Origin of the sequence: Halorubrum californiense DSM 19288 (assembly GCF_000336875.1) — an archaeon.
In the GTDB taxonomy this organism is placed as follows: domain Archaea; phylum Halobacteriota; class Halobacteria; order Halobacteriales; family Haloferacaceae; genus Halorubrum; species Halorubrum californiense.
Window position 1 is genome coordinate 1 of record NZ_AOJK01000077.1, and the last position, 25,651, is coordinate 25,651.

The 25,651-nt window shown below is 64.2% G+C and carries 30 protein-coding genes and 1 tRNA gene; 20 read left to right on the forward strand and 11 right to left on the reverse strand.

Features of this window, described 5'->3' with window-relative positions; genetic code table 11:
• Nucleotides 1-161 precede the first annotated feature (161 nt).
• Entirely contained in the window at nucleotides 162-305 is a 144-nt protein-coding gene (locus C463_RS18875) for a DUF2080 family transposase-associated protein (protein ID WP_137695800.1), read from the forward strand.
• Nucleotides 306-314: 9 nt separating this feature from the next.
• Complete coding sequence (locus C463_RS16205) at nucleotides 315-1,538, forward strand: RNA-guided endonuclease InsQ/TnpB family protein (RefSeq protein ID WP_008445955.1); 1,224 nt, start codon at nucleotides 315-317, stop codon at nucleotides 1,536-1,538.
• 106 nt (nucleotides 1,539-1,644) lie between these two features.
• Here C463_RS16205 and C463_RS16210 read toward each other — a convergent pair whose 3' ends face one another.
• Together C463_RS16210 and C463_RS16215 are read right to left on the reverse strand one after the other, a co-directional pair.
• A complete protein-coding gene (locus tag C463_RS16210) occupies nucleotides 1,645-1,929 on the reverse strand; it encodes a translation initiation factor eIF-1A (protein WP_008445956.1) in 285 nt (94 codons plus the stop codon).
• Between the two features lie 99 nt (nucleotides 1,930-2,028).
• On the reverse strand, nucleotides 2,029-2,721 hold the full coding sequence (locus C463_RS16215) for an AAA family ATPase (RefSeq protein ID WP_008445957.1): 693 nt from the start codon (nucleotides 2,719-2,721) through the stop codon (nucleotides 2,029-2,031).
• 297 nt (nucleotides 2,722-3,018) lie between these two features.
• Between C463_RS16215 and C463_RS16220 the strand changes: the two genes are divergently transcribed.
• Together C463_RS16220 and C463_RS16225 are read left to right on the forward strand one after the other, a co-directional pair.
• Nucleotides 3,019-4,020 carry a tyrosine-type recombinase/integrase gene (locus C463_RS16220; protein ID WP_008445959.1) on the forward strand — a complete coding sequence of 334 codons (1,002 nt, stop codon included), beginning with the start codon at nucleotides 3,019-3,021 and terminating at the stop codon, nucleotides 4,018-4,020.
• A gap of 272 nt (nucleotides 4,021-4,292) precedes the next feature.
• Nucleotides 4,293-6,218 carry a hypothetical protein gene (locus C463_RS16225; protein WP_049906074.1) on the forward strand — a complete coding sequence of 642 codons (1,926 nt, stop codon included), beginning with the start codon at nucleotides 4,293-4,295 and terminating at the stop codon, nucleotides 6,216-6,218.
• 488 nt (nucleotides 6,219-6,706) lie between these two features.
• Here C463_RS16225 and C463_RS20235 read toward each other — a convergent pair whose 3' ends face one another.
• Nucleotides 6,707-6,922: a hypothetical protein gene (locus C463_RS20235; RefSeq protein WP_080510871.1), complete on the reverse strand. Its 216-nt coding sequence runs from the start codon at nucleotides 6,920-6,922 to the stop codon at nucleotides 6,707-6,709.
• Nucleotides 6,923-7,086: 164 nt separating this feature from the next.
• On the opposite strand from C463_RS20235, the gene C463_RS18880 reads away from it, so the two are divergent.
• Nucleotides 7,087-7,323: a hypothetical protein gene (locus C463_RS18880; protein WP_137695689.1), complete on the forward strand. Its 237-nt coding sequence runs from the start codon at nucleotides 7,087-7,089 to the stop codon at nucleotides 7,321-7,323.
• Nucleotides 7,324-7,574: 251 nt separating this feature from the next.
• Nucleotides 7,575-7,895 carry a zinc ribbon domain-containing protein gene (locus tag C463_RS18885; protein ID WP_137695690.1) on the forward strand — a complete coding sequence of 107 codons (321 nt, stop codon included), beginning with the start codon at nucleotides 7,575-7,577 and terminating at the stop codon, nucleotides 7,893-7,895.
• Between the two features lie 509 nt (nucleotides 7,896-8,404).
• Here the strand turns inward: C463_RS18885 and C463_RS16235 are convergent.
• A tRNA-Val gene (locus C463_RS16235) sits at nucleotides 8,405-8,479 on the reverse strand.
• A gap of 172 nt (nucleotides 8,480-8,651) precedes the next feature.
• Between C463_RS16235 and C463_RS16240 the strand changes: the two genes are divergently transcribed.
• Nucleotides 8,652-9,782 (forward strand): M24 family metallopeptidase, encoded by a 1,131-nt coding sequence (locus tag C463_RS16240; protein ID WP_008445961.1) that lies wholly within the window; start codon nucleotides 8,652-8,654, stop codon nucleotides 9,780-9,782.
• Between the two features lie 48 nt (nucleotides 9,783-9,830).
• Here C463_RS16240 and C463_RS16245 read toward each other — a convergent pair whose 3' ends face one another.
• Nucleotides 9,831-11,219, reverse strand: a complete 1,389-nt coding sequence (locus tag C463_RS16245) for an NAD(P)/FAD-dependent oxidoreductase (RefSeq protein WP_008445962.1) — start codon at nucleotides 11,217-11,219, stop codon at nucleotides 9,831-9,833.
• A 213-nt stretch (nucleotides 11,220-11,432) separates the two neighbouring features.
• Between C463_RS16245 and C463_RS16250 the strand changes: the two genes are divergently transcribed.
• Nucleotides 11,433-12,788: a sodium-dependent transporter gene (locus tag C463_RS16250; RefSeq protein WP_049906076.1), complete on the forward strand. Its 1,356-nt coding sequence runs from the start codon at nucleotides 11,433-11,435 to the stop codon at nucleotides 12,786-12,788.
• A gap of 43 nt (nucleotides 12,789-12,831) precedes the next feature.
• On the opposite strand, the gene C463_RS16255 is transcribed toward C463_RS16250, so the two are convergent.
• The 4 genes from C463_RS16255 to C463_RS16270 form a co-directional block, all read right to left on the reverse strand.
• Nucleotides 12,832-13,488 carry an AIM24 family protein gene (locus C463_RS16255; RefSeq protein WP_008445965.1) on the reverse strand — a complete coding sequence of 219 codons (657 nt, stop codon included), beginning with the start codon at nucleotides 13,486-13,488 and terminating at the stop codon, nucleotides 12,832-12,834.
• A gap of 132 nt (nucleotides 13,489-13,620) precedes the next feature.
• A complete protein-coding gene (locus C463_RS16260) occupies nucleotides 13,621-14,286 on the reverse strand; it encodes a cytochrome c biogenesis CcdA family protein (protein WP_008445967.1) in 666 nt (221 codons plus the stop codon).
• A gap of 36 nt (nucleotides 14,287-14,322) precedes the next feature.
• A complete protein-coding gene (locus C463_RS16265; RefSeq protein ID WP_049906077.1) occupies nucleotides 14,323-14,865 on the reverse strand; it encodes a TlpA family protein disulfide reductase in 543 nt (180 codons plus the stop codon).
• The gene (locus C463_RS16270; RefSeq protein ID WP_008445972.1) at nucleotides 14,862-15,557 is read right to left on the reverse strand and encodes an SCO family protein; all 696 of its coding nucleotides are present in this window, start codon (nucleotides 15,555-15,557) and stop codon (nucleotides 14,862-14,864) included. Before C463_RS16270 ends, C463_RS16265 begins: the two co-directional genes overlap by 4 nt.
• A 208-nt stretch (nucleotides 15,558-15,765) precedes the next feature.
• Here C463_RS16270 and C463_RS16275 point away from each other — a divergent pair, with 208 nt between their 5' ends.
• Complete coding sequence (locus C463_RS16275) at nucleotides 15,766-15,972, forward strand: cold-shock protein (protein ID WP_004595330.1); 207 nt, start codon at nucleotides 15,766-15,768, stop codon at nucleotides 15,970-15,972.
• 214 nt (nucleotides 15,973-16,186) lie between these two features.
• On the forward strand, nucleotides 16,187-16,894 hold the full coding sequence (gene radB, locus C463_RS16280; RefSeq protein WP_008445975.1) for a DNA repair and recombination protein RadB: 708 nt from the start codon (nucleotides 16,187-16,189) through the stop codon (nucleotides 16,892-16,894).
• A 125-nt stretch (nucleotides 16,895-17,019) separates the two neighbouring features.
• On the opposite strand, the gene C463_RS16285 is transcribed toward radB, so the two are convergent.
• On the reverse strand, nucleotides 17,020-18,159 hold the full coding sequence (locus C463_RS16285) for a CBS domain-containing protein (protein ID WP_008445976.1): 1,140 nt from the start codon (nucleotides 18,157-18,159) through the stop codon (nucleotides 17,020-17,022).
• A gap of 126 nt (nucleotides 18,160-18,285) precedes the next feature.
• Between C463_RS16285 and C463_RS19330 the strand changes: the two genes are divergently transcribed.
• The 6 genes from C463_RS19330 to C463_RS16310 all read left to right on the forward strand — a co-directional run bounded on the left by C463_RS19330 (nucleotide 18,286) and on the right by C463_RS16310 (nucleotide 22,551).
• Nucleotides 18,286-18,426, forward strand: a complete 141-nt coding sequence (locus C463_RS19330; RefSeq protein WP_167539455.1) for a hypothetical protein — start codon at nucleotides 18,286-18,288, stop codon at nucleotides 18,424-18,426.
• Nucleotides 18,427-18,504: 78 nt separating this feature from the next.
• Entirely contained in the window at nucleotides 18,505-19,188 is a 684-nt protein-coding gene (locus C463_RS16290) for an HAD family hydrolase (protein WP_008445978.1), read from the forward strand.
• Nucleotides 19,189-19,257: 69 nt separating this feature from the next.
• Entirely contained in the window at nucleotides 19,258-20,013 is a 756-nt protein-coding gene (locus tag C463_RS16295; protein WP_049906078.1) for a hypothetical protein, read from the forward strand.
• Nucleotides 20,014-20,055: 42 nt separating this feature from the next.
• The gene (locus C463_RS16300) at nucleotides 20,056-20,850 is read left to right on the forward strand and encodes an aldo/keto reductase (RefSeq protein ID WP_008445983.1); all 795 of its coding nucleotides are present in this window, start codon (nucleotides 20,056-20,058) and stop codon (nucleotides 20,848-20,850) included.
• A gap of 93 nt (nucleotides 20,851-20,943) precedes the next feature.
• Nucleotides 20,944-21,837 (forward strand): bifunctional 5,10-methylene-tetrahydrofolate dehydrogenase/5,10-methylene-tetrahydrofolate cyclohydrolase, encoded by an 894-nt coding sequence (locus C463_RS16305; protein ID WP_008445985.1) that lies wholly within the window; start codon nucleotides 20,944-20,946, stop codon nucleotides 21,835-21,837.
• 273 nt (nucleotides 21,838-22,110) lie between these two features.
• Complete coding sequence (locus C463_RS16310) at nucleotides 22,111-22,551, forward strand: ester cyclase (protein WP_239638927.1); 441 nt, start codon at nucleotides 22,111-22,113, stop codon at nucleotides 22,549-22,551.
• Between the two features lie 56 nt (nucleotides 22,552-22,607).
• On the opposite strand, the gene C463_RS16315 is transcribed toward C463_RS16310, so the two are convergent.
• The gene (locus C463_RS16315; protein WP_008445989.1) at nucleotides 22,608-24,071 is read right to left on the reverse strand and encodes a bifunctional metallophosphatase/5'-nucleotidase; all 1,464 of its coding nucleotides are present in this window, start codon (nucleotides 24,069-24,071) and stop codon (nucleotides 22,608-22,610) included.
• A gap of 276 nt (nucleotides 24,072-24,347) precedes the next feature.
• On the opposite strand from C463_RS16315, the gene rpl7ae reads away from it, so the two are divergent.
• From rpl7ae to ndk, 4 genes are read left to right on the forward strand one after another with little or no spacing between them, the layout of a single operon-like run.
• Entirely contained in the window at nucleotides 24,348-24,710 is a 363-nt protein-coding gene (gene rpl7ae, locus C463_RS16320) for a 50S ribosomal protein L7Ae (RefSeq protein WP_004595322.1), read from the forward strand.
• A gap of 6 nt (nucleotides 24,711-24,716) precedes the next feature.
• Entirely contained in the window at nucleotides 24,717-24,941 is a 225-nt protein-coding gene (locus C463_RS16325) for a 30S ribosomal protein S28e (RefSeq protein WP_004595321.1), read from the forward strand.
• 3 nt (nucleotides 24,942-24,944) lie between these two features.
• Complete coding sequence (locus C463_RS16330; protein ID WP_008445992.1) at nucleotides 24,945-25,139, forward strand: 50S ribosomal protein L24e; 195 nt, start codon at nucleotides 24,945-24,947, stop codon at nucleotides 25,137-25,139.
• On the forward strand, nucleotides 25,136-25,615 hold the full coding sequence (gene ndk, locus C463_RS16335; protein WP_008445994.1) for a nucleoside-diphosphate kinase: 480 nt from the start codon (nucleotides 25,136-25,138) through the stop codon (nucleotides 25,613-25,615). The genes C463_RS16330 and ndk overlap by 4 nt, the downstream gene beginning before the upstream one ends.
• The last annotated feature ends 36 nt before the right edge of the window (nucleotides 25,616-25,651 follow it).

The following is a 25,651-nucleotide window of genomic DNA, read 5'->3' on the forward strand; positions in this document are numbered from 1 at the left end:
TTACCTGAATTGAGGCGCTAAGGCCCCTTCCTCAAGGAGCGACCGAAGGGAGCGAGTAGGGAGGGGATACAGCGCCGCACAGTTCGCAAACACGTTCGACGCTTGGCCCACAGGCCCACGCATGGGCACATTTATGTTGATACAATGTTTAAACTCGGGTGATGGATAGGCACGAAATAGAAGGCCACGAAGTCATCGCAGGGACGGCGAAAGCCACCGGAAACGGCGCTCACGTCCTCGTCCCGAGGGACTGGCGTGGCGCAGACGTGAAAATCGTCCGAACAAGCGAACCCACCGACGAATAGCCCTGACAGATGAACTACAACTACAGGTATCGGCTCCACCCGGCCGACGCGCTCAAAGACCAGTTAGCGTGGACTGTCGATACTTGTAGACAGGTCTATAACCACTTTCTCCACCGACTCAACCGAACCGACGACGCCTCGGCATACTCCGAGCAGAAGCGCCTCCCTGATCTCAAAGAGTGGTGGGATGACCTGAAAGACGTTCACTCGAAGGTTCTTCAAAAAGTCGTTCAGCGGCTATACGACAACCTCTCAACGCTCCGTGGTCGCAAAGAGAACGGCTACCACGTCGGAACACTCAATTGGAAATCACCAAGCGAGTACCGCAGTTTCACCTACAGTCAATCCGGCTTCAAGCTCAAAGACACGAGCGGTCGGGCTCGACTGTGGCTCTCGAAACTCGGAGAAATCCCGCTCACCTTCCACCGTGACCTGCCCGACGACGCCGAAATCAAGACCGTCACGGTCAAGCAGGAACCCACCGGGAAGTGGTACGCCATCCTCGGGGTCGAGACTCCCGACGACCCGCCGGAGAAACCCGAGAATCCCGAGAAGTGCGTCGGTATCGACGTAGGGATTCTCAAGTACGCACACGATACTGACCGCACAGCTGTCGAATCACCCGACCTCTCAGACGAACGCGAACGGTTGGAAAGCGCACAGCGAGACCTCTCGCGGAAAGAACACGGCTCTGCGAATTGGGAGACACAACGCCGAATCGTGGCAAAGCGCCACGCCGACCTCAAGCGAAAGCGACGTGACTTTCTCCACAAGTTGTCGAACTACTACGCTACCGAATACGACTTGGTTGCCGTGGAGGACTTGGATGCGAAGGGACTGGTTGAACTGCCGGGTAACTCGCGCAACCGAGCAGGTGTGGCATGGGGGACGTTCCTGCGGATACTCGAATATAAGTGCGAACGCGAGGGGGCGCACTTCGTGGCAGTAGACCCGGCGGGGACGACTAAGGAGTGTGCGTCGTGTAGCGTGGAGACGGAGAAGCCGTTGTGGGTGCGTGAACACTCTTGTCCTGCCTGTGGGTTTGAGGCAGACAGGGACGCGAATGCGGCGTGGAATATCCTTTCTCGCGGCATGAAGCAGTTAGGAGCGGGACGCTCCGAATCAACGCCTGTGGAGACTGCGTTCCCTACGGACACCAATTCGGTGTCAGCAAAGCGCGTCGTGGAAGCAGGAAGCCCCACCCTCAAGCGCGAGCCGTCAGGCGAGCGGTAGGGTGGGGTAGTTCACNCACCAATTCGGTGTCAGCAAAGCGCGTCGTGGAAGCAGGAAGCCCCACCCTCAAGCGCGAGCCGTCAGGCGAGCGGTAGGGTGGGGTAGTTCACTGGATGTGGCCTTCGCGGCGGAGCTGGTCCGCGTCCTCGTCGTCGTACCGCCACTCGACGTTCGCCTTCTCGTCCTGCCAGTCCCACGGCTCGGCGAGGACTACGTCTCCCTCGTTGATCCACGTTCGGTACTTCATGCGGCCGGGGATCCGGCCGAGCCGCTCCTCGCCGTCGGCGCATCGCAGCTGGACGTGGTTGCCGCCGAGGTGCTCGGTCACCACGGCGAACACTTCGTCGTCGTTCGGCATGCGGAGATTCTTCCGCCCGGAGTTTTCGCTCATACCACCCGTAGTGCGCTCGCCCGTATAAGTGATGGGAGACGCGTGTGTGCCCACGTCACGAGATCTGTTAGCACCCTCTCGGGCCGCACTGACGACGGTTCATTCCGCGTCGGTGACCGGCGCGGAGCGGTCGTCGCGCTCCGTGGACGGCTCTCCGTCGGACGCTTCCTCGCCGGACGCGTTCTCGCCGAACGCGGCGTCGACCTGCGCGAACGTCTCCGCCTCCGCGCCGGAGTTGTCGACGACGACGTGGTCGCTCGCCACCTCGTCGAACAGCCCCTTGAAGTGGAGGTGGATCTCGAAGTCGGCGTCGCTGATCCCGTCGCGGCGTTCGATCCGGCGCTCGACGACGGTCTCGTCGCAGGCGACCTCGACGAGGTCGAACTCGGCGGCGGCCGCGGCGGCCGTCTCGCGGGCGTCCGCCCGGAATCGCGCGTCCGCGAACGTCGCGTCGAGGACGACGGCGCCGCCGGCGTCGACGTCCTCGCGGGCGCGAGTGAGGAGTTCGGCGTAGACGGCCTCGGTCTCCGCGTCGGTGTACTCGGGGTCGTCGAACAGCTCCTTGCGTATCACGTCGGTCCGCCGGATCCGCCCGTCGACGTGGTCGGCGATCCGCTCGGCGACAGTCGTCTTGCCGACGCCGGGAAGCCCGCAGACGACGACAAGCCGGCCGGCCGATCCGTCGTCGTCGTCGACCGAGCTCGACCGCGCCGGAGCGAGCGAATCCGCCGCGCCACCGTTCGAAGTCGGCGATTCGGCCCGGTCCGGCGCTCGACCGCCTCGGTCACTCATCTACCGATATCCTCCGTGGTGAAGTAAAAGAAACTTCGCATCGGGTCACGGATCTCCCGACTTTCTGATACCTGCCACGATGATCCGGGAATATCTTCTTTCCGACCGATGGTACAAGCGCCTCTCTCTGTCGTTTAGTTTCGGTCGCAAGAAAGTGGGTTGGGGCGGATTTGAACCGTCGGCCTCCTCAGCGCCTCTCGTGCCCGCCTGCGGCGGGTTCGGCGCTCCAGACGAGTCGAGATCTGCGGTATAACGCCGCGCACGTACCACACAGGGTCGGGCGATTCGGAAACACCGATGACCCGACAAATCGAACCCGAACGCGCAGTAGAACGGTATCTAAACGAACGCCGGGGGGACATTTCCGAGTCCACCTATTACAACCACTCATCTCTGCTGTCACAGTTCATTGAGTGGTGTGAGGCCCAAGGTCTGGATTACGTCAACGAACTCGACGGGTTCCATATCTCCGACTTCAAGATCCACCGCCGGGACGAGGACGGCATCAACAAAGTCACACTCTACAACCAGATGACTGTCCTCCGCGTTTTTCTCCGATGGTGTGAATCACGCAGTCTGGTGGAAGGCCTCGCGGAGAACATCCTAATGCCGGTTCCCGAAGACGACTCTCGGGACACGATGATCGACTCGGAGACGGCGGCACAGATCCTCCAGTACCTCCAGAAGTACGAACACGGGACGTTGAAACATACGGTGTTCTCGCTCCTGTGGGACACGGGGTTCCGTGTAGGAACTCTCCGAGCGATCGATCTCGAAGACTACCACTTAGAGGAACAGTTCATTGAGGTGGAACATCGTGCAGAGACTGGTACACCGCTCAAGAACAAGCACGGAGCCGAACGTGAAGTGAACCTCCACGAGTGGGTGTGCGACGTGATCGACGACTACGTCGAGATGTACAGGCACGACGTAACCGATGACCACGGACGAAAACCGCTGATCACTACGGAACAAGGTCGTCCGGTTCGATCGAACATACGCGGCCACATCAACTCGATGACGCGACCCTGCGTGTACGCGGACAGCTGTCCCCACGATAGGGATCCGGATAGTTGCGAAGCCTCACAGCGACGGGACGCGGCGGCACGGTGTCCTGGTTCAGTTCCGCCTCACGCAATTCGTCGTTCTGCGATCACGGCATGGCTCAACGACGGCCACACGAAGGAACTCCTCTCCGATAGGATGAACGTCTCGGTAAAGACGCTGGAGAAGCACTACGATGCTCGGACGGAGAGTGAAAAGCGGGAACTTCGCCGCGAAGAGTTTGGGATGGAGTAGCAACTCCGTTTTTTCAACTACATCTTGCCCGCAACTCCTGGGGTTCGAGTGCCCAAGACCATGCTCTATCTCTTTGATCATTTCACGGCTACATCGACGCAGTCTGCGATTTTCGGCACCTATTTAACCCTGGACGTTGTCTTTAGGGTGAAGGCATACTCTCGCGGGATTCTCCATCCGCCGAGTCGGAACTACGCTATTTTTTTCGACAGCTTCGACGCATTGAGGGGAATAGAACGAACCACAGAGAGACTTCTACCGCAACCAGAAATATGACTACAGATTCAATCTCGAACAGCGATAGCTATGACGAACCGACTGATTCTCCGAACAGGGTTACTACCAACGAAGCGCGTGATCGTCTCGAAGAGACGCTATTCTCGGCGCTCCAAGCCGGAGAGAATACGCTCATCGATGCGCCGACTTCGGTCGGTAAGACCTACCAAATTGCGACGACACGATGGCGTGACTATCCCGAAATCACAGGCGGTGAGCCGGTCATCCATATCCACCAGACGAAGAAGGCGAGGGAGGACGCTGTCGAAAAAAGTCGGGAGGAACCCGGTGTGGAATATCGCGTGCTACGTGGTCGGACTGATGCGTGTCCTGTAGCCGCAGGAAACTGCGATGGCGAGTTGACCGCTCCAAACGGTCGCACTCCCTCGAAGTGGTTCGACTGGATGTGTAACGTGCGTAATATCACATTCCAGAAAGCTCACCACCAATTGGCGCGACATTGCGATCTACCCTGCGGAGAGGATTGCGACGCTGTCACTCAATGGTGGGGACTTTCAGACAGCGACGATGAACCGGGTTACGACGTACTACATACGACGTCGAATTTCGCTCACGTTGACGACCTCATTGAGGGGGCGAATGTGGTCTTCGATGAACGTCCGGAGTTTGGGTTCTCATTCAAAAGCGACGAAAGAGAGCAGTTTCAGCAGGCGACGACCAACCTACTTGATCATCGTTCCGATGTAACCCGTGCGATGATTGATCTCAAGAACGCCGCTGTTCGTGATCATCCTGAATTGAAAGGAGAGCTAAGAGAACACTTCGAAGACGAGGTCAGTAAGGAGTGGCTATTCCGACGTGAAGAAACCCACCGATTGGCTCCCGCTATCGGGCGTGCTATCCTCAGTTCGCAGGAAGTCTGCGCAGAACGCTACCATGGACGAGACGGCCGCATTGAGGTTGTGCTGGAAGGAGTAAGCGGTGAGATTCGACATATCCAGCATACTCCAGACCTTTCCCAAGCCCGCTGTGTCATCGGCCTTGATGCGTTCCCCTCAGAGACCCGGTGGGAGATCAACACCGTTGACAACCTCTCACGAGCGGCAGTGTTGCCTCTCGCCGACCGTAATTGGTGGCGACGAAACGAGCGAGGGCTGGAAATCAAGCAACTCGGAGAGGCAACTCGGTCATATACGCAGGGTTGGGGAGAGGGTGCCGGCGAAACACGAGGAGAAGCGGTTATCCAGAAAATACGGCAACTACACGGCGAGGCATTCCGTTCGTGTATCTCTCCAAGTAGTGTTGAACAGGACGTTCGACAGATGATGGCTGACGCAGGTATCGAGAAGCCGAAGACGATGCACTACGGTGAACAGAAAAGTCGCAACGACTTCTCGAACGAGGAGATCGGGTTGCTCGTTGGATGTATCGATCCCGGTGACGAAAATATTCTTGATCTGCTTGCCCTCCGCGAAATGGACGCAAAACCAAGACGAATGATAACGGAGTCAGGACAACGAAAACGAGCGACCGGTCGTGACTTCGTTGGCCCAGACGCAGAGGTAGCAAGAGAGATTCTGGCTTCAGTCCGGGAGAATAATCTCGCACAAGCCGCGGGGAGATACGCACGAAATCCTGACGATCCTGACTCCGGAGCTACTGTATATGTGTGGTCGGACGCACTTCCGAGGATGCTCGTTGATGAGGAGATCAGGACAAAGTACCGTTCAGCTACCGGCAAGCAAGCAGGGTTCGTACAAGTACTGGAGAACTCGTCAGGATGTACTGCGAAGCGGATCGCTACTGAGACAGACAGCAACAAGTCCTACGTTATTAATTGGCTCAATAAGATGGAGGGGCAGAACAATGTCACGAAGTCTGTGGGAACTGGGCATCAGGGAGCGACTGAGTGGGAGTGGTGTGGTGGAGACTTCGAGAGATGTGTGATGTTCAATCCCTGAAGTCATTGGGTTCACCACATAAGGAACCATATGTGACCTACCCAACGACCTTCGGAATTATCGATTGAGGAGTAGGAACGCATTGAGTCGGGATTCGTCTCCGCAGGAGACTCCCGAACACGGAGTAGAATAAGTCGCTGGGTTACTCGTTCGATATTCCAACGCATTGAGCGGGGGAGTTCTTCCCCCTCAATGCATTGTTCCTTGGGGGAAGCAGTAACCGATTCATGTAGCTGGTTCGTTCCGCGATGAATCCCCGGTGGTACGTCATAGAGTCATGTGAGAGGAAGACAAGTAACTGTCGCGGCCATCCATACTCCCCGTTTCCGAGAACTCAATGCGGGGAATATCGACCAGCTCAGTAACTCAAATTCCAGACTCCAGACGAGAAATTTCTCGGAGAGACTTACATATATATGTAGCGAGCGCACATGGCAATGTTTCAACTGGAGGTTCGATCCATCGAGTCGTGTTGCTTTCCCGCCGCCTCAATGCGATGGTCGTTCAGGATCACACACGACCTCTCGAAGTTCCGCGTAGAGATCGGGATGATGTTCCCGCAGTATCTCCACGTCAGTCGTCATCTCAGCCTCAATCTTACGACGAATGCGAGAGATAGCCTGATACCGAAGGCCATCGTCCGACTCACTCTCTCCCTTAATGAGTTCCCGCTCTCGATCTGTCAACAGAGCGCGTCGTGCCATATCGCTCTTACATGCGCGCGCTGTTTATTGATGTCCGTATTCGGGAACGTTCCCAAATATGGGAAATATTTCGCATCTTTTCATCAAACTATAATATACGCTTTGACCCAATAAAGGGCAATATTTATATCATATGCCTATAACAGTTCGTGTGTTGGTTTGATATGTCATGGTACTGCCCCGAATGTGGGACTGAGGTTACAAGCGGGAAGGAATGTCATGAATGTGGTTATGTCGATGAAGGGCCTGAAGAAGAAGAAGATACAGACACATCCTCTGGCGGTTTCGTATCAAAATTAAAAACTGGCGGCAAAATAATGATATATCTTACAGTTGGAATGACTTTGTTAATGATTTTAGTTACTTTGGTGGCCTTTGGGAATCTATTTCCATTTATTTAAATTTACTACAGAAATCAAATGTGATTTATAAGTTAGATGAATACAGATTTGTTCCAATATATCCGTCTCTTTGTGTTCTATACATAATTAATTTTGATATTAAATTAAATATTTGATCGATTGGTATATTTATTTGGTTTTCAAACTTTCTAACTAAATTCTAATATGAACTGAAATTAATAGCACGATACGTCTCACTATGTTATTAATATGCGTTAGTTTTAATTGGATACATCACATTATTTATTTACATGGCTACGTGCCCTGATTGCGGAAATGTAGTAGACCCATCAAAAGAGTTCTGTAAAAACTGTGGAGCTTCAATCGAAGATGTTGAAGAATTAGAGTCTGATCAAATATTTGTTCATATTAAAAATGAAGAAAAGAAGCTAACATGCAACTCGGTGAAATATAGTCAACAAGGAACGTGGACAAAGATACGGATGCTGGACGGAAGTATCCGGTTGTATCCACAAGAACGGATCGAGTACGTAGAAGCTCCGCGCGGACTGGATAAACTTACATCAGTTAATGTAATTAAAAATACACCCAAAATGAATGTACAAAAATAAACAGGTAGCTATCCTGATACTGTTTTTACAATTGAATATCTAAAATATATCACACAGTTGTACTATTAATTTGATTTCCGGGATTTAAATAGTGGCTCGCTTCCAGATTCGTCCGTTTTGCTGAATCGGTGGTGATTGATGTAGTCCTGTACAATCTGATTGACCCTCGGCTTGAGAGAGACAACCCCCCACCTGATAAGTTATGTTGCGAGAATCGCAGTAATCGGTGGGACGACGAAATAGAGATATAAGTGGTTTATATAGAGACTGGCTCCAGATGCGTTTTGTTGAATTTGTTCAGTTGGCGGTAGAGCGATCGTCGGCAATTTCCGTGAATGCGCAGTTACCGGCAGTTTATTATCACTTCCGTGTCTCCTTAAGCGTGAATCGCCGTACGGCCCTGTGGTGAGACGTGAAGCGTTGCTGCGCAGTTCAATTGAGAACGCTGGAAGGAACAAGCCCCGGTACGGCGCGGGGACAGTCTCCTTGAGAAACGCGCGTAGCGCGAGTGGGTTGGGGCGGATTTGAACCGCCGGCCTCCTCCATGTCAAGGAGGTGTCATAACCGGACTAGACTACCAACCCGCAGGGGCTTACTGACGCATCTCGTCGTTTCCGGGGGACATAATTGAACCTTTCGTTTCGGGGTTCGGGACGGGGCGCGTGACCGCCCCTCGATCGGGCGACGGCAGGCCTCCGAAGTCGACGGCGCGACGGTTTTCGACCGTTTTTACCCGCTCGCCGACAGTCCGTGCGTATGGTCGACCTTGACGCTCGCACGGAGCGGCTCGACGCGTACCTCGACGAGCGCGGGCTCGAAGCGGTCTGGTTCGCGCGCCCCAACGGGTTCGCGTGGCTCACCGGCGGCGACAACGTCGTCGACGCCGACGCGACGACGGGCGTCGCGGCCGCCGGCTACGACGGCGAACTCCGTGTGATAACCGACAACATCGAGGCGGACCGGCTCGCCGACGAGGAGCTCCCGGACGGGTTCGCGGTCGAGTCGTTCCCGTGGCACGCCGACTCGCTCGCGGAGGCGGTCGCCGAGCGCTCGCTCGCCCCCGCGGCCGCGGACTTCGACGTGGCCGGCTTCGAGAGCGTCGACGGGAGCCGGCTCAGGCAGCCGCTCACCGACGACGACGTCGAGCGGTACCGCGAGCTGGGCCGCGAGGTCGCGGCCGCCGTCGAGACCGTCTGCCGGAATCTCGAACCGGAGGACCCCGAGTACGAGGTCGCGGCCGGCATCGACATCTCGCTGGCCTCCCGCGACGTGGACACGCCGGTCGTCCTTGTCGGCGGCGCGGAGCGGGCACAGGCGTTCCGCCACTACACGCCGAGCGACGCCGCCCTCGGCGACTACGCGCTCGTGTCGGTCACCGCCGAGCGCGCGGGGCTGTACGCCTCAATGACGCGCACCGTCGCGTTCGACGCCCCGGACTGGTTCGAGGAGCGCCACCGCGCCGCGGCGCGCGTCGAGGCGACCGCAGTCCGGGCCACGGAGGCCGCCGCGGCCGGGACGCTCTCCGGCGAGGGTACCAATGACGCTCCCGACACGGCCGGCGACGTCTTCGCGGCCATTCAAGACGCGTACGACGCGGTCGGCTTCGCCGACGAGTGGGAGGAACACCACCAAGGCGGGGCCGCCGGGTTCGCGGGTCGGGAGTGGTTCGCGACCCCGGACGGCGACGAGCCGGTCCGACGACCGATGGGGTACGCGTGGAATCCCACGGTTCGAGGGACGAAAAGCGAGGACACGCACCTCGTCACGTCCGACCTGACCGAACGGCTCACGAAGACGGGACGGTGGCCGACTCACGAGGTCGAACCGGTGGACCTCCCGGGGATCCAGACCGAGCCCGTCGATCTGGCGGCGCCGGTGATCCGGTAACGGGGTCCCTCCCGTCAGTAGCGCGCAGAATCCCGCTCGAACGCCGCGTCAGTACACGTACTCGCTCTCGTCGATGCCGACGTAGTCCTTCTTCACTCGCCGCTTGTTCCACTTGTAGCCGAGCAGTAGCTTCGCCGACTCCCAGCCGGAGCGGTACGGCTGCGAGAGCAGGTTCCCGCCCGCCTCGGCGTCGAGCATCGCGTCGGCCGCGCCGATGATCCGGTTCCAGTCGGCCGGCTCGTAGTCGGCGACCATGTCCGCCATCGTCACGTTGCGGACGAGTTCGTCGCCGATCGCCTCCTTCCAGCGGCGATTGTACGCGGCCAGATCGCCCTCGGCGGCGAGTTCCCCGGCGATCGCGCCGGTGCGGACCGCGACGTGGTCGCCGCCCTCGTGGAACGCCGAGGTCGTCCCCATCGCGCCGCCCGCGACCGCAATGCCGGCGTCCACCGGCGAGTCGATCGGCCGGGTCGACGAGATGGGGTACGTCTCCGTCCCGTTCCGCTTCCCGGCGTCCTCGACGACCGGGAACTCCTCATCGATGTCGTACTCGTCGCCGTACTGCCACTCCAGCAGTCGGCGGATGTACTCGCCGCCCTGCGGGATCGACTCGTCGTCCTCGCGGAGGAGGGCGTACTCGGACGCGTCCACCTCGCCGATGTCGAGGCCGATCGGCATCGTCAGCCCGACCCGGCAGACGCGGTCCGCGTTCGGGAAGACCCACGGATACGCCGTCTCGCCGGGCATCACGCCCCACCAGAAGACGATGGCGTCGTTCACGTCCTCGAACACCTCCTCTGGAACGCGCCGGTACTCCTGGTAGGCGATGTGGTTCGCGGTGCGGGAGGCCAGCCGCTCGGAGGCCTGCGCGTCCGCGGGCAGGTACTCGTCGAGGACGCGGTTCGTCACGGTGCGCTGGGGACCGTCGGCGAGCACGACGAAGTCGGTGCCGACGGTGCCGCCGTCCGCGAGTTCGAGCGTGTGACGCGGGTCGTCGTCGCCGGGCGCCGCCGAGAGATCGGTGTCCACGCCCCGGACCGAGGTGCCGACGCGGTACTCGGCGCCGGCGTCCTCGGCGCGGTCGCGGAGCCAGTCGTCGAAGCGCGCGCGCTGGAAGGTGTACCCGAACTTGTCGTACGAGGAGTCGATGCCGGTCGAGGTGAGCGTCGCCGACTCCTCGGGCCCACGGAACTCCGCGCGGTTCAGTTCCCGCTGGACGACCCCGTCGTCGAACTCGTCAGGGTGGATCCCCATGATGTCCACCCAGTAGTCCAAGATCCCGGCCGCGTCGGTCGAGTCCGGACCGAGGCGGTCGCGGTCGGCCCGGGGGACGCCCTTCTCGAGGACCAGCGCCTCCGCGCCGTCGGTCGCGGCCGCGTGCGCCGCGGACGATCCGGCCGGCCCGCCGCCCACGATCGCGACGTCTACGCGTTCCATACCCCGAGAGGTTCCTGTCCGGCTATTAAATTCACGGTCCCCGACGCGGACCGGCCTCGGACCTCGCTCCGCGGCGGTTCCCGGCGATTTCGCCGCCGACCGAGGTGAGACCGCTCAGCGATACCGGTGCCCGATTGATCATGTTCGATGATTGTCGGTGAGAGCGACGGAGAGACACGTTTTTACACGGTTGCGGATCTCTCTTTGACACCAATGGCACGCGAGACATGGGCGACGCGGATGGGGTTCATCCTCGCCGCGGTCGGCAGCGCGGTCGGCCTCGGAAACGTCTGGCGGTTCCCGTTCATCACCGGCCAGTACGGCGGATCGTCGTTTCTGATCACGTATTTGGCGTTCGTCGCGCTGATCGGCTTCCCGGCGATCCTCGTCGAGTTCGTCATCGGGCGGCGGACCGAGCGGAACCCCGTCGGCGCGCTGCGAGAGTTGGGGAGCGGCGTCTGGTCGCGCGCCGGGTGGCTGTTCGTCGTCACCGGCTTCATCATCCTCTCGTACTACAGCGTCGTCGCGGGCTGGTTCCTCCGCTACATGCTCATCGGGATCACGGAAGGCTACACGCTGACCGACCCGAGCGAGGCGGAGGCGCTGTACGGGGCCGTCTCGACCGGTCTCGACACGCTCGTCTTCCACGCGTTCTTCATGCTGCTCGTGATCGGCATCATCGCCGCGGGCGTCCGGCGCGGGATCGAACTGAGCGTGAAGGTGATGATCCCCGTCATCCTAATCCTACTCCTCGGCCTCGCCGCGTACGGGTTCACGCTCGACGGCGCGAGCGCGGCGTACAGCTACTACCTCTCTCCGGACTTCGGTACGATCGCCGCGAACTGGACGGAGATCCTGCCGGCCGCCGCGGGACAGGCGTTCTTCACCCTCTCGCTCGGGATGGGCGTGATGATCACCTACGCCTCCTACCTCGGCGAGGACCGGAACCTCGCCGCCGACGCCGGGATCATCGCGACGCTCGACACGCTCGTCGCGGTCCTCGTCGGCTTCGTCGTCTTTCCGGTCCTCTTCACGGTCGGCATCGAGCCGGGTGCGGGCGGCCCGGGCGCAATCTTCGTGAGCCTCACAGCCGCGTTCGCCGGCATCCCCGGCGGCCGGATCCTCGGGATCGTCTTCTTCGGCATGGTCGGCATCGCCGCGCTCTCCTCGGCGATCAGCATCCTCGAAGTGCTCGTCTCCTACCTCATCGACGAACTCGGCGTCGCCCGCGTACCGGCCGCGGCCGCGGTGGGCACCGCCGTGTTCCTGCTCGGCGTGCCGGTCACCATCGACTCCATCTTCCTGGGCCTGTACGACGGGCTCGCGGACGGCATCCTCCTCGTCCTCGGCTCGCTGCTGCTCGCGCTGTTCGTCGGCTGGGTTGTCCCGGATCTGGGCCGCGAGGAGCTCCGAAAGGGGATCGCAGACGTCCGCGGCCTCGACGTCGCGTGGATCTGGGTCGTTCGGATCCCTGTCGCTATCGTCATTCTCGTCTCGTTACTCCTCGGTATCTCAGACTACGTCACCTTCCTCACCGGCGACTTCGCCGACTGGTTGGCGGCGCGATAAAGAGGGAAGTGCGGTAGCGGACGCGGCGCGGCCGACCTCCGACTTAGACGTGTTCTTCCCGCGGCTGGACCACGACGAAGCCGCCGTCGCCGTCGAAGCGCATCTGGTAGCGCTCGCCGGACTCCTGACCGATCATGTCCGAGAGGCTGCGGTTCACCTCGACGTCCGGGGAGGTACCGCCCCACGCGACCGTCGCGCTCGGGTCGGTGGCCACCGGCGGCTCCAAGACGATCGGGTCGCCGTGGGTGGTGAGCGCGACGTACCCCGGCCCTTCGAGGTAGACGTTGCTGAACCCGCCCGCGAGCGCCCCGGCGAGGCTGTCGATCGTGTTGATCTCGTAGGAGAGCGACTCCTCGAACGCGAGCACGTCCTCGCCGTTGACCGTGATCGACTCGCCGGCGCCGAGTTCGATCACTTGGACCTTCTTGCCGTCGTCGGCGAAGTAGACGTTGCCGTCGCCCTCGACGGCCATGATCGGCGTCCCCTCTCCGGTCGCGGCCTCCTTGAGGAAGCCGGTGATTCCCCCTTCCGCGGAGGCCTTGCCCGTGAACGACACGTCGCCCGTGTACGCGACCATCGAGCCCGCCTTCGCCATGACGGTACCGGCGACCTCGACGTCGAGGGTGTAGCTGTTCTCGCGCTGGAAGGGTTCCGCGCTGTCGGTCGGTGCGTTCTCGGCGGTGAACTGATCGAGATTCATGGTGCGGGGACCGAACCGTCTCGGTTCGGCTATGGCAAAGTTCCCCGGTATCGCTTAAGAATCTACGGGAGACGTGAGAAGAAACCGCACGAGTCGGGGACGCCCTCGCCGGGCTCGCCACGCGGCACCGCCTCAGTACACGACCAGCGAGAGGTACAGCTGACCGATCCCCGCGACGATCATCACCGCGCCCGCGACCCGCTTCAACAGGCCGGCGTGGGCCATCACCCGGTTTGCGTTGCTGACGAGGCCGACGCCCGTCGCGACGGTGGTCGCGGCCATCAGGACGGCGACGGTGCCGCCGTAGACGGCGAGGAGGAGCGCCGCCGTGTCCGACGGCAGCGCGACGGCGCGGGCGACGACGCCGAGGAACACCGGCGCGACGCAGCCGGCCCCGGCCAGCGCGTACCCGGCGCCGAAGACGCCGAAGCCGAATACGCTCGACCGCCGCTCCGGCAGCGGCACCGATATCGAGGGCGCGCGCCCGGCGACGACGAGCAGGCCGAACGCGACGAGGAGCCCCCCGACGAGCGTCTCGAAGACCGTGATGTTCGACAGGGTCGAGTAGCCGATCCGGACGGTGGCGCCCGCGAGCAGCGCGAACGTTGCCAGCACGCCGAGCGCGGCCGCGACCCCGCGCACCCCCGCCCCGAGGACGGACGCGGAGTCCGCCTCGACGGAGTTCACGTAGAAGCCGACGTACCCCGGCAGGAGCGGGTACGCGCACGGGGAGAAGAACGTTGCGACGCCCGCGGTGACGGCGAACGGGACGTTCGTCGCGAGCGAGACGTCGGTCATAGGTGGGTTGGTTCGCTCATCGGTCGACCCGCTCCGTCATCCGTCCAGCGCCCGCTCGATGCCCGCGACGAACTCCTCGGTGGTGTGCGTCCCGGAGGTCGCCCACCGGACGCGCCCGGAGGCGTCGATGGCGCGGGCGCTCGGATACCCACCGACGTTCAGCCGCGCCGCGAGTTCGGCCGAGACGTCGGCCGCGACGAGCCAGTCGCCGTCGTTCTCGCGCCACCACTCCGCCACGGTCTCCTCGCTCACCGAGCCGCCGACGTCCTCGGGGGTCACCGAGACGAACAGCACCTCGTCGCCGAGCCGGTCGTGCGCCTCGATCAGATCGGGCATCTGCTCGACGCAGGGGCTACACCACGTCGCGAAGAAGTCGACGAACGTCGGCCGGTCGGGGGCCGGGAGCGTCACCTCGCCGTCGCGGCTGCCCCGCGCGTCGACCGTGTCGAGCGTCACCGGCTCGACCGGCTCCGGAGCGTCGCCGCCGAGCGAGTCCGGCACGCCCCCGGTCGCGACGGCACCCGCTCCGCCGAGGACCCCAACGCTCGCGAGTCCGGCCACCAGGTGCCGTCGCCTCACGCCGTGACCACCCGTCGGAAGTCGTCGACGATCCGCTCGATGTCGGTGGCGGGCCCGCGCGGGTACGCGCGTTCGACGATGCCGCGCTTGTTGACGAGCAGGATAAGTCCGTAGTGCGGGAACGCGTACTCCAAGTCCTCGTACTCGGACCCGTCCGTCTTCTGGATCTTGAGTCCGAAGTTCTCGTCCATCAGCTCCACGCCCGCCTCGTAGCTCTCGGGTCTGAGGAAGTGCCAGTTGCCGGCGTCGAGGTCGACGCCGCGCTGCGCGGCGTACTCGCGGAGCACGTCCGCGGTGTCGCGCTCGGGATCGAAGGTGAGCGGGAGAAAGGCAGCCTCGTCACCGAACCCCTCCTCGGCGGCGACTTCCTGCGCGCGCCGTAGTCGGAGGATGAGCGCCGGACAGACGCCGTCGGGGCAGTTCGTGTAGAAGGACGTCCACAGGACGGCGCGCTCGCCCTCGAACTGCGCCGTCGATATCTCCTCGCCCGAAATCGGGTCGGGGACGGTGAACTCGGGCATCTCGTCGCCTTGAATCGGGTGGACCGGATCGCCGCGGGTCTGCTCCGGCGCGTCGAGGATCGTCCCCTCGGGACCGGAGTCACCGAGGACGCCGGCACAGCCGGCCGTGGCGGTCACGCCGGCGGCGGTCCCGGTGGCGGCGAGCGAACGGAGGAAGTGGCGGCGGTCCATGTCGTTGTCCGACCTACGTGGTCGCTCGTAAATGAACCCCGCGCCTGGTGGCGCGCGCTGAACACGACCGAGAGCGATAGAACGATGGCCGGAGCGCCCCGAAACGCGGCGGGATTCGGCCTTTCCCGGATAGACGAACGTCCGGAACCTCCGTGGTACCGTGACCCTCGCAAGGGTTATACCCAAACGGGCTGTACGTATATTCGCAATGGCAAACGGTAAGGTTGATTTCTTCAACGACACTGGCGGCTACGGTTTCATCTCGACTGACGACGGCGACCTCGACGACGACGAAGACGTGTTCTTCCACATGGAAGACGTCGGCGGCCCGGACCTCGAGGAGGGTCAGGAAGTGGAATTCGACATCGAATCGTCCCCCAAGGGACCGCGCGCGACGAACCTCGTCCGCAACTAATCTCTGAATCGCGGACGACGCGTCCGCACGCAACACCGGATTTCGGCCGTCGTTCGACGCGAATGGCGCCTATCTCCGCTTCTTTCACACTTATCACACCTCGACGAGCGACGGCTCTCTTCGATACGAGACGGCACTCTCCGACGCGAGACGGCTCGCCCGACGAGCGGCACGATCGACCGTTTAAATACGAGCGCGAGCGAACCGCCCGGTAGTGAGCGATCCGATCCCGACCGGCTGTCGCCCGGTCGACGAGCTGTTGGCCGGCGGCTTCGAGCGCGGCGTCGTCACGCAGGTGTACGGGCCGCCGGCGGCGGGGAAGACGAACCTCGCGCTCGCCGCCGCGGTCGAGGTCGCGGCCGGCGGCGACCGCGCCCTCTACATCGACACCGAGGGGCTCTCGATCGACCGCTTCGAACAGATGGCCGAGGGGCGGCTCGACCGGGGGGACGGCGAGGACACGCTCGAAGCGCTCGCTTCGCGGCTCGTGATCTCGGAGGCGTACGACTTCGACGATCAGCGCGAGGCGGTCCGCGACGCCGAGGAGCTCGCCGAGGAGGTCGAGCTGATCGTGTTGGACTCCGCGACGGGATTCTACCGGCTGGAGCGCGCCGGCGACACCGAGGGCGGCGAGTCGCTCCGCAAGGTCGCCAAGCAGGTGACGCACCTCCTCTCGCTAGCCCGGCGTCACGACGTCGCCGTCGTGATCACGAACCAGGTGTTCACCGACCCCGAGGGCGACCGCGACCGCGCGCTCGGCGGCAACACCCTCAACCACTGGACCGGTGCCATCCTCCGCGTCGACCGGTTCCGCGGCGGGAACCGTCGGGCCACCCTCGAAAAACACCGATCGAAGCCCGCCGGCGACACCGCGACGTTCCGGATCGTCGGCGACGGGCTCGCGGAGGGGACCGACGCCTGAGGGTCACGAGAGACGAATCGAAGTGGACGGCGGAGAAAGCGAAGACGAAGACCGGAATTCTCGCGGCGATCGATCCGGATCCGTCGGCGTGACGACCGCGCCCGCCGATTCGGGCGCCTACCGGCTCACAGCTCGCCGAGCTTCCGGAGGAGCTGGCCGCGGTACTCCTCGTCGGCGTTGACGCCCTTGATCTCCAGGACGTTCCGCTCCAGCTTGTCGAGCGCGACGTGGAAGGCGTGTTCGGCGCCGTACCCCTCGCCGGAGCCGCCGACCTGGCCCTCGTTGGTTCGGAGGCGGATCTGGCACTGGATCAGGGGGGTGCCGCGGAGCTTCTCCTTGTGCGCGTGGAGGCGGACGTGCGCGTGGATGACGTGCATGTCCGCGTACTTGTCCGCGACCTGCTCGATGGACTCGACGATGTGTTCGCGGGAGGTCCCCTCCAGCAGGTCGACGTTGGTGATCTGGACGTCCATCGAGTCCCGCTCGGTGAACGTGAGCGCACGCAACACGTCGGTCTTCGTCACCATCCCGGCGACGGTGTCGGCGCCCTCGGGCGTGACGACCAGCCCGGACACCTTGTTGTCGAACATGCGCTCGACGACCGCCTGCGCGGTCTCGTCGTTCGTCGCCGTGACGACCGGGCTCGACATGATGTCGTAGACGGGGATGTCGAGCATGCGGTCGATGTCGCCCGCGCGGTCGCCGCTGCCCTGCCGCTCCTGATCGCGGACGACGAACTCGACGATGTCGTTCGTGGTGACGACGCCGACGAGGTGGCCGTCGTCGTCGAGGACGGGCAGCCGGGAGACGCCGTTCTCGCGGAGGCGGTTGATGGCGCGGCCGACGCTCTCCGTCTCGCCGATGCCGATCACGTCCTCGGTGGCGATCTGGCCGACGGTGATCGCGTCGAGGCTGTCGAGGACGGCCTCGAGGATCTGGTCGACCGTGACGATCCCGTAGAGCTTCTCGCCCTCGTAGACGGGCGCGATCTTCACGTCCCCCTCGACGAGGAGCCGGGCGGTCTCGCGGACGTCCTCGTGGCGGTCGACCGAGGGCGCCGGCTTCATCACCGCCGACACCTTCGTGTCGTCCTCCATGCGCGAGCGCATGAGCTGCTTCTCGCCGACGACGCCGGCGTACTCGCCGTCCTCGACGACGACGATCCCCTTCGGGTTCTCTCGCTCGAAGATAGAACGGACCTTGGCGAGCCGCTCGTCGATGTCAACCTCGACGTATTCCGGAACCGCGATATCAGAGATGTTCATAGTCCAATCTGGGGATTCGACGGGCCGGGTATTGAAAGTGCGGGAGTCGTCGCGCGCGCCGGGGGCCGTCGTCAGCCGCGCGCAATCCGCCTGAAGGTATTTCAGCGTCGACGGCGAAGCCATCCCGTGAAGCTCTCGACCGCGCTGATCGCCGTCAGCGTCGCGCTGATCGTGATCCCGCTCCCCGCTCCGATCCCCTTCGTCGGGGTGATCGCCGGCACGCTCGCGCTGCTGGCCGGACTCTTCTTCCGGCTGTTCGGCGTGTGAAGACACTCCCGCGGGCCGTGAGGCCCCGCCTACTCGGCGTGTGAAACCTTTTTGCCCGTTACCCACCCACGGAGACGCGTGTACGACGCCGTCGTCCTCGACAACGACGGGGTGTTGGTCGGGCGGACGCCGTTCGACACGCTCCGCGAGGCCGCCTGGGACGCGTTCGTGAGTCTCGGCGTCGAGGACCCGGACTTGGCCCACGTCGACGACGTCGCGGTCGGCGTCGACCCCGCCACCCTGACGGACATCTGCGAGCGCTACGGAGTCGACCCCGCGAAGTTCTGGCGGGTCAGAGACGAGACCGCGGCCGCGGCGCAGATCGACGCCGCACGGAAGGGGCAGAAGACGCCGTACGACGACGTCGACGCCGTCCGCGCGCTGGACGCCCCGCTCGGCGTCGTCTCCTCGAACCAGCAGGCGACCGTCGACGCCCTCCTCGACCACTTCGGGCTCGCGGGCCACTTCGAGGTCGCGTACGGCCGCGAGCCCTCGGTTGCGAGCCTCTCGCGGAAGAAGCCCTCGCCGTACTACATCGAGCGCGCCCTCGAAGACCTCGGCGCGGAGACGGCGCTGTTCGTCGGCGACAACGAGTCGGACGTGCGCGCGGCCGACAACGCCGGCATCGACTCCGCGTTCCTCCGCCGCCCGCACCGGCGGTCGACAGAACTGGACTGCCACCCGACCTACGAGATTGACGACCTCCACGACCTCGTGAGCATCTGCGGGCGAGCGCCGGCCGACCCCGACGGCGGGGCCTGAGCCGACGGCCGACTCCCGGGCAGCCACGTCGACCAAAACGGGCATGTGGTCGGTCTCCGAAACGCGACCATGTCCTCGCCCTCCGCGAGCCCAGCCGCCGACCGAGACGCGTCGAACGTGCGATCCGTCGTCGCCCGCCACCGCCGCGCGGAGCGCGCCGTCAGTTGGACGCTCGCGCTGCTCGTCGTCGCCGCGTTCCTCTCGGCGACCGCCGTCCTCTCGTTCTGGTCCGGTGTGGCAGTGGGCACCGTTCTCGTAGTTGCGCTCCGCGCGCCGGTCTACCGACGGCGCGGCTCGACCCGCCTCCGGGCGGACGCGTCGCCCGCGGCGGTCGTCCGCGAGTTCGGGTCGTCAACGCCACCGAACCTCGCGTTCCAGTGGGGCATCGCCGACGAGGTCCGGAGCGTCGACGGCGGGAGCGCCCCGCCCGACTCCGACGACGGAAGCGCGTCCGGGACGGCCGCGACCTACGAGTTCTCCTACCTCTTCGGTCTCAGAACGGTCGAACTCGAAATTTCCGTCGACGTGACCGAGGGGGACGCAGTCGACGAGGTCGCTCCGGTCGGCAGAAGCGCTCCCGACGATCCGCCTGTCGCGACCGTCGAAATCGAGGGGACCGCGAACGGTCGCCCGTGGGGGTCGTACGCGGTCGCGGTCCGCGGGGGGGCCGACGGGGGAAGCGTCGTCGACGTCGAACTGGAGCCGACGCGGCGGTTCGGTCTCCGCCGGCTCCCGCAGGGGTGGGTGGGAGACCGCTACTACCCCGACGCGCTCGCGGCGCAGGGGTACGAGGTCGTCGAGCGGACGGTGTCGCTGACGCGGTGACGGTCCGAACCGCTTTTGAATCGCCTCGCGCGAGCCGTTCGCATGGAACTCCCGCCTGTCGGCCTCGGCACGATGGGGATCGACGATCCGGACGCGGTCGCGGCCGCGCTCTCACTCGGCTACCGCCACCTCGACACCGCCCGGATCTACGACAACGAGGCAGTCGTCGGCGGGGGGCTGGCCACGTGGCTCGCTGGGGACGCCGGCGCCGCGGCCGGGAACCGTGACCGCGACGACGTGACCGTCGCGACGAAGTTGTGGATCGACGACCTCGCGGCCGACGCGGTCGGGCCCGCGGCCCGCGAGAGCGCGGCCCGACTCGGGGTCGACGCGCTCGACCTGCTGTACGTCCACCGCCCGCGCGGCGACTACGACCCCGAAGCGACGCTGCCCGCGATCGACCGACTGGTCGACGACGGGCTCGTGCGGAACGTCGGCGTCTCGAACTTCGAACTCCCGGATCTCGACCGCACGATCGAGGTTCTCGGCCGGCCGCCCGCGGCCCACCAGACGGAACTCCACCCGCTGTTCTTCGGCCCGGAACTCCTCGAACACGCCCGCGAACACGGCTACCCGGTCGTCGCGTACTCGCCGCTCGCGGGCGGGCGGGTGAGAGAGATCGACGCCGTCGTCGAGGTCGCCGAGGCGCACGGGACGACGCCCGAGACGGTCGCGATCGCGTGGGCGGCCGCGAAGGATCCGGTGGTGACGATCCCGAAGGCGTCGAGCGAGGCACACCTCCGCGCGAACCTCGCCGCGGCCGACCTCGAACTGACCGGGTCCGAGGTCGCCGCCATCGACGCCGTCGAGCGCGAGGCGGAACTGTTCCCGGAGTAAACGATCTGCATACTTGGATCAAACTGGAGATAAAACGCGTTCGATGACCACGATCCCGCGTCATTTTTACCTCGGGGCCGCCGACGGCCGTATATGACCGAGATCATCGACGGGGAGGCGGTCGCGGCGGACGTGCGCGACGCGGTCGCCGACGAGGTAGCGCGGCTGTCCGACGCGGGCGTCGCGCCGGGCCTCGCCACGGTGCTGATGAGCGACGACCCCGCCAGCGAGACGTACGTCTCGATGAAGCAGCGCGACTGCGAGGAGGTCGGCATCGAGAGCTTCCACGTCGAGATCGACGCCGACGCGCCCGCGAGCGAACTGTACGAGACGATCGACGACCTCAACGACCGCGACGACGTTCACGCGATCCTCGTTCAGCTTCCCCTCCCGGACCACGTCGACAAGCGGACCGTCCTCCGACGGATCGACCCAGAGAAGGACGTGGACGGCTTCCACCCGGAGAACGTCGGCCGGCTCGTCGCGGGCGACGCGCGGTTCAAGCCCTGTACCCCCCACGGCGTCCAGAAGCTGCTCGACGCCTACGACGTGGAGACGGAGGGCGCGGACGCGGTCGTCGTCGGCCGCTCCGACATCGTCGGCAAGCCGATGGCGAACCTGCTGATCCAGAAGTCCCCGACCGGCAACGCGACCACGACGGTCTGTCACTCTCGGACGGAGGACTTGGAGGAGAAACTGGCGGACGCGGACTTGGTCGTCGCGGCCGCGGGGATCCCGGAGTTCGTCGACGGCTCGATGCTGAAGGCGGACGCGACCGTCATCGACGTGGGGATCAACCGCGTCGACGCCGACACCGAGAAGGGGTACGAGCTGGTGGGCGACGTGGAGTACGAGTCGGCGAAGGAAGTCGCGGGCGCTATCACGCCCGTCCCCGGCGGCGTCGGACCGATGACGCGCGCGATGTTGCTGTATAACACGGTGAAGGCGGCCGGGATCCAGCGCGATGTCGAGATCGAGTTGGAGTGAGGCGAGGACGCGGCGGAGTTCGTGAGTTCACATAGTTTCTTTTCAGAAATCGGTGTCAGGTGTTCACACGGAGTTCCTCGCGGAGCGGCGGTTCTGCTGAAATCCACGAGAACCGACGCATTCTGACCGGGTGCGGCCGATACAGAGGGCTCGCAAATCGAAGGGTACGGTACACCCGCGGTATGTGACGCGGGAGCTGTCTCAACTGCCGATTGACCAGCGGATCAAGAAACGAACAAGTGACATTTGTATGAACGGGACCATCGTCGGACGATGGCTGACGTATCAAACGCCACGCGGATGCGCCGGCTATTCGAGGGGGCATGGACAGACGGGGAACTCGATGTGGTCGATGCGGTCGTCGCCGATACGTTCGTTTTTACCCGCGGTGGCGAGGTCCAGACGGGCGGCGCGGAACTCTACAAGGACCTCGTTCGCACCACGCGAGAGATGTTCCCTGACATGGAGTTCAGGGTAGACGACGTGGTCGTCGGCGAGGACGGCGACGCTGTCACGGTCCGCTGGACCATGACGGGAACGCATGAAGGCGAGTACAACGGCGTCGAACCGACCGGCCAGACGATAGAGATGGACGGCCTCGAACTCAACACGTTTGAAGACGGCCGGCTCGTCGAAACGTGTACCTACCCGCACTGGGTAGGGTTCTTGGAAGACGTCGGCGTGTTCCCGCTGACCGACTCCCGGAATCGGTAATCCGATCGCGCCGCGTGACGGCGGCCCTTTATAAACGAGCGGTCCTCGCGGTCTCGTCAGTCGTCGTCATCGGCCGCGGGGGCGCGGTTCCGGATTTCTATCCGGCCCTCGATCTCGGGGGCGATCCCGTGTTCGCGGGCGTAGGCGGCCAACACCTCGTACTGGATGTCCGCTTCGTCGATCCGGTGGCGCTGGCCGAGCGTCGGGTACTCGTGTTCGGAGTGGAGCAGGTACTCCGAGACGGCGACCGTGTAGCGCGCGTCCGGGTCGATGGGCTCGCCCCCGACGGTGGCCTCCAGAATGAGTTCGGCGTCGTCGTCCCAGACGACGCGGGCGTTCGAGACGTGGCCGTGCCACCAGTCCTCCTCGCCGAAGTCCACGTCCGGGGCGGCCATCTCGCGGAACACGTCGTGGAGCTCGGCGCCGGTGACGGAGGCGAGCGCGACCGGCTCCTCGAACGGGATCAGGGAGATGAGGTCCGCCTTCGTCACGTCGCCCGCCCACGGGTCGCCCTGCCGGAGCCCGCCGGCGTTCGAGAGCCCCACGTCGGCGTCGTGGACCCACTGGAACGCGTCCGCGACGAAGTTGCCGACGCGGCACTCCCCGCCGTGGACCACGTCGCCGGAGCGCTCGATCGGTCGGTCGACGACGTCGACGGTCTCGTCGAGGTCGGCCGCGGCCATCCGCTCGGCGAGCGCGTCGGCGAGCCCCGGCGCGGGGTCGGCCCCGTCGGGCTCGTGGAGCGTCGCGGTCGGCGGCTCTGAATCGAGGTCGATCTCGGCCACCGTCTCTCCGTTGACACCGGGCCGGACGAGGCGGGTGTCCGCGACGACCTCGTTCCGGCGACTGTGGACGTGACCGCCGAGGATCGCGTCGACGTCGAGTTCGCGCGCGAGATCGTCGTCGCCCGCGCCGAGATGCGAGAGGACGACGACGTGATCGAGCGGGCCGACGCCTGCCCGCCCTCCGCTCGCGTCCTCCTCGCTCCCTGAATCCACTTCCCCGTCCCCGCGCTCGGCGACCGCGGTCCGCATTTCCGCGAGCGCGTCGCGCGCCGCGGCGACGGGGTCGTCGAAGGAAAGGTCGGCGGCCATCGGGTTCAGCGAGTCCGTCGCGGGGTCGGTGACGCCGACGAACCCGACCGTCTCGCCGTCGACCTCGTGGGTCGCCCACGGGACGACACCCTCGTCGCGGCCGAACGGCTCGTCGGCCTCGTCGCGGACGTTCGCGGAGACGAACGTCGCGGGGGCGTCGGCGACGAGGCCGCGCAGCGCGTCGGGGCCGTAGTCGAACTCGTGGTTGCCGAACGTGTCGAAGACGGTGTCGGTCGCCTCGTAGAAGTCGAGGACCTGCCTGCCGGTCGCGACCAGCGAGAGGACGCCCGGCGCGGTCGTGTCGCCCGTGCCGACGACCGCGGCGTCCGGGCCCGAGAGCCCCCGGATCCGGCCGGCGAGCCGGGCCGCCCGCTCGGGGGCGTCGAAGACGTTCTCGATGTCGGAGTAGTGAACGAGCCGGACCATTCGTTGTGTGGGCGGAGGGTCGAGCGACGCATAAAAAGCGCGGAGTGTCGACGCGGCCGCCGCGCGGGGTGCGGCGGCGACCGCGCCGCCGCCGGTCCTGCCCGCGATCTCGCCCCGTGATCCCCGCTCGCACACGCGCAGGGCATTGAAAGCGCTTTTATGGATGTCCTGACTACCACGGGGCACAGCCTCTGTGGGGTTGATGATGTGCCGTTCCGTTAGGGACCGACCACGGGACGGGCACGCGAGCCCGCACGGAGGATAGGTGAACAACATATGCCCGTTTACGTAGACTACGACACCCCGGCGGACCTCGCGGAGCGATCCCTCGAAGCGCTCGAGGTCGCCCGAGACACCGGTACAGTAAAGAAAGGAACCAACGAGACGACCAAGGCCGTCGAGCGCGGTAACGCTGATTTGGTCATCGTCGCCGAGGACGTCTCCCCCGAGGAGATCGTGATGCACCTCCCCGAACTCGCCGAGGAGAAGGGGATTCCGGTCGCCTTCGTCGACACGCAGGACGAGGTCGGACAGGCCGCCGGCCTCGAGGTCGGCTCGGCCGCCGCCGCCGTCGTCGACGCCGGCGACGCCGCCGACGACGTCGAAGACATCGGCGAGAAGGTCGCGGAGCTCCGATAACCTCCCATGAGCGCAGAAGAGGGCACCGGCGACTCGACGACCGCGGAGGTCATCGAGGTCGTCGGCAAGACCGGGATGCACGGCGAGGCCATGCAGGTCAAGTGCCGCATCCAGGAGGGATCGAACCAGGGCCGGATCATCACCCGGAACGTCCTGGGTCCCGTCCGCCTGGGCGACGTGCTCCAGTTGCGGGAGACCCAGCGCGACGCCGACTCCATCGGAGGCCGATAACCAATGGTTGAGAAGCGAACCTGCGATTACAGCGGCGAGGAGATCGAGCCCGGCACGGGCACGATGTTCGTCAAGAAGGACGGCACCGTCCTCCACTTCGTCGACTCGAAGGCGGAGAAGAACTACTTCCTCGGCCGCGAGGCGCGCGACGTCGAGTGGACCGAGGAGGGCCACCGAGCCGGAGGCGACGAGCAGTGAGCCACCACGACGAGCGCACCTTCGTGATGGTGAAGCCCGACGGCGTCCAGCGCGGCCTCATCGGCGAGATCGTCTCGCGCTTCGAGGACCGGGGGCTCAAGCTCGTCGCTGGGAAGTTCGTCCAGCTCGACGAGGAGCTCGCGAAATCGCACTACGGCGAACACGAGGACAAGCCGTTCTTCGACGGCCTCGTCGAGTTCATCACCTCCGGCCCCGTCTTCGCGATGGTGTGGGAGGGCGCGGACGCGACCCGTCAGGTCCGTGCGATGGTCGGCGAGACCGACCCGACCGAGTCGCCGCCGGGCACGATCCGCGGCGACTTCGGCCTCGACCTCGGCCACAACGTGATCCACGCGTCGGACCACGAGGACGAGGGCGCGAACGAGCGCGAGATCGACCTGTTCTTCGACGACGACGAGCTCGTCGACTACGACCTCGACACCTCGGCATGGGTGTACGAGGAAGAAGACCACTGACGCCGCGGCTCTCGGAGCGTTTCACTTTTTTCCGCT

Bases quoted from the DNA above. Each gene is read 5' to 3' on its own strand.
- C463_RS18875 (WP_137695800.1), top strand. From the start codon at position 162: ATGGATAGGCACGAAATAGAAGGCCACGAAGTCATCGCAGGGACGGCG.
- C463_RS18880 (WP_137695689.1), top strand. From the start codon at position 7,087: ATGTCATGGTACTGCCCCGAATGTGGGACTGAGGTTACAAGCGGGAAG.
- C463_RS16210 (WP_008445956.1), bottom strand. From the start codon at position 1,929: ATGAGCGAAAACTCCGGGCGGAAGAATCTCCGCATGCCGAACGACGAC.
- C463_RS16330 (WP_008445992.1), top strand. From the start codon at position 24,945: ATGGTTGAGAAGCGAACCTGCGATTACAGCGGCGAGGAGATCGAGCCC.
- C463_RS16295 (WP_049906078.1), top strand. From the start codon at position 19,258: ATGTCCTCGCCCTCCGCGAGCCCAGCCGCCGACCGAGACGCGTCGAAC.
- C463_RS16325 (WP_004595321.1), top strand. From the start codon at position 24,717: ATGAGCGCAGAAGAGGGCACCGGCGACTCGACGACCGCGGAGGTCATC.
- C463_RS16260 (WP_008445967.1), bottom strand. From the start codon at position 14,286: ATGACCGACGTCTCGCTCGCGACGAACGTCCCGTTCGCCGTCACCGCG.
- C463_RS16305 (WP_008445985.1), top strand. From the start codon at position 20,944: ATGACCGAGATCATCGACGGGGAGGCGGTCGCGGCGGACGTGCGCGAC.
- C463_RS18885 (WP_137695690.1), top strand. From the start codon at position 7,575: ATGGCTACGTGCCCTGATTGCGGAAATGTAGTAGACCCATCAAAAGAG.
- C463_RS16255 (WP_008445965.1), bottom strand. From the start codon at position 13,488: ATGAATCTCGATCAGTTCACCGCCGAGAACGCACCGACCGACAGCGCG.
- C463_RS16250 (WP_049906076.1), top strand. From the start codon at position 11,433: ATGGCACGCGAGACATGGGCGACGCGGATGGGGTTCATCCTCGCCGCG.
- C463_RS16240 (WP_008445961.1), top strand. From the start codon at position 8,652: ATGGTCGACCTTGACGCTCGCACGGAGCGGCTCGACGCGTACCTCGAC.
- C463_RS16215 (WP_008445957.1), bottom strand. From the start codon at position 2,721: ATGAGTGACCGAGGCGGTCGAGCGCCGGACCGGGCCGAATCGCCGACT.
- rpl7ae (WP_004595322.1), top strand. From the start codon at position 24,348: ATGCCCGTTTACGTAGACTACGACACCCCGGCGGACCTCGCGGAGCGA.
- C463_RS16225 (WP_049906074.1), top strand. From the start codon at position 4,293: ATGACTACAGATTCAATCTCGAACAGCGATAGCTATGACGAACCGACT.
- C463_RS16270 (WP_008445972.1), bottom strand. From the start codon at position 15,557: ATGGACCGCCGCCACTTCCTCCGTTCGCTCGCCGCCACCGGGACCGCC.
- C463_RS16245 (WP_008445962.1), bottom strand. From the start codon at position 11,219: ATGGAACGCGTAGACGTCGCGATCGTGGGCGGCGGGCCGGCCGGATCG.
- C463_RS16220 (WP_008445959.1), top strand. From the start codon at position 3,019: ATGACCCGACAAATCGAACCCGAACGCGCAGTAGAACGGTATCTAAAC.
- C463_RS16310 (WP_239638927.1), top strand. From the start codon at position 22,111: ATGGCTGACGTATCAAACGCCACGCGGATGCGCCGGCTATTCGAGGGG.
- C463_RS16275 (WP_004595330.1), top strand. From the start codon at position 15,766: ATGGCAAACGGTAAGGTTGATTTCTTCAACGACACTGGCGGCTACGGT.
- C463_RS16300 (WP_008445983.1), top strand. From the start codon at position 20,056: ATGGAACTCCCGCCTGTCGGCCTCGGCACGATGGGGATCGACGATCCG.
- C463_RS16315 (WP_008445989.1), bottom strand. From the start codon at position 24,071: ATGGTCCGGCTCGTTCACTACTCCGACATCGAGAACGTCTTCGACGCC.
- C463_RS20235 (WP_080510871.1), bottom strand. From the start codon at position 6,922: ATGGCACGACGCGCTCTGTTGACAGATCGAGAGCGGGAACTCATTAAG.
- C463_RS16205 (WP_008445955.1), top strand. From the start codon at position 315: ATGAACTACAACTACAGGTATCGGCTCCACCCGGCCGACGCGCTCAAA.
- C463_RS16285 (WP_008445976.1), bottom strand. From the start codon at position 18,159: ATGAACATCTCTGATATCGCGGTTCCGGAATACGTCGAGGTTGACATC.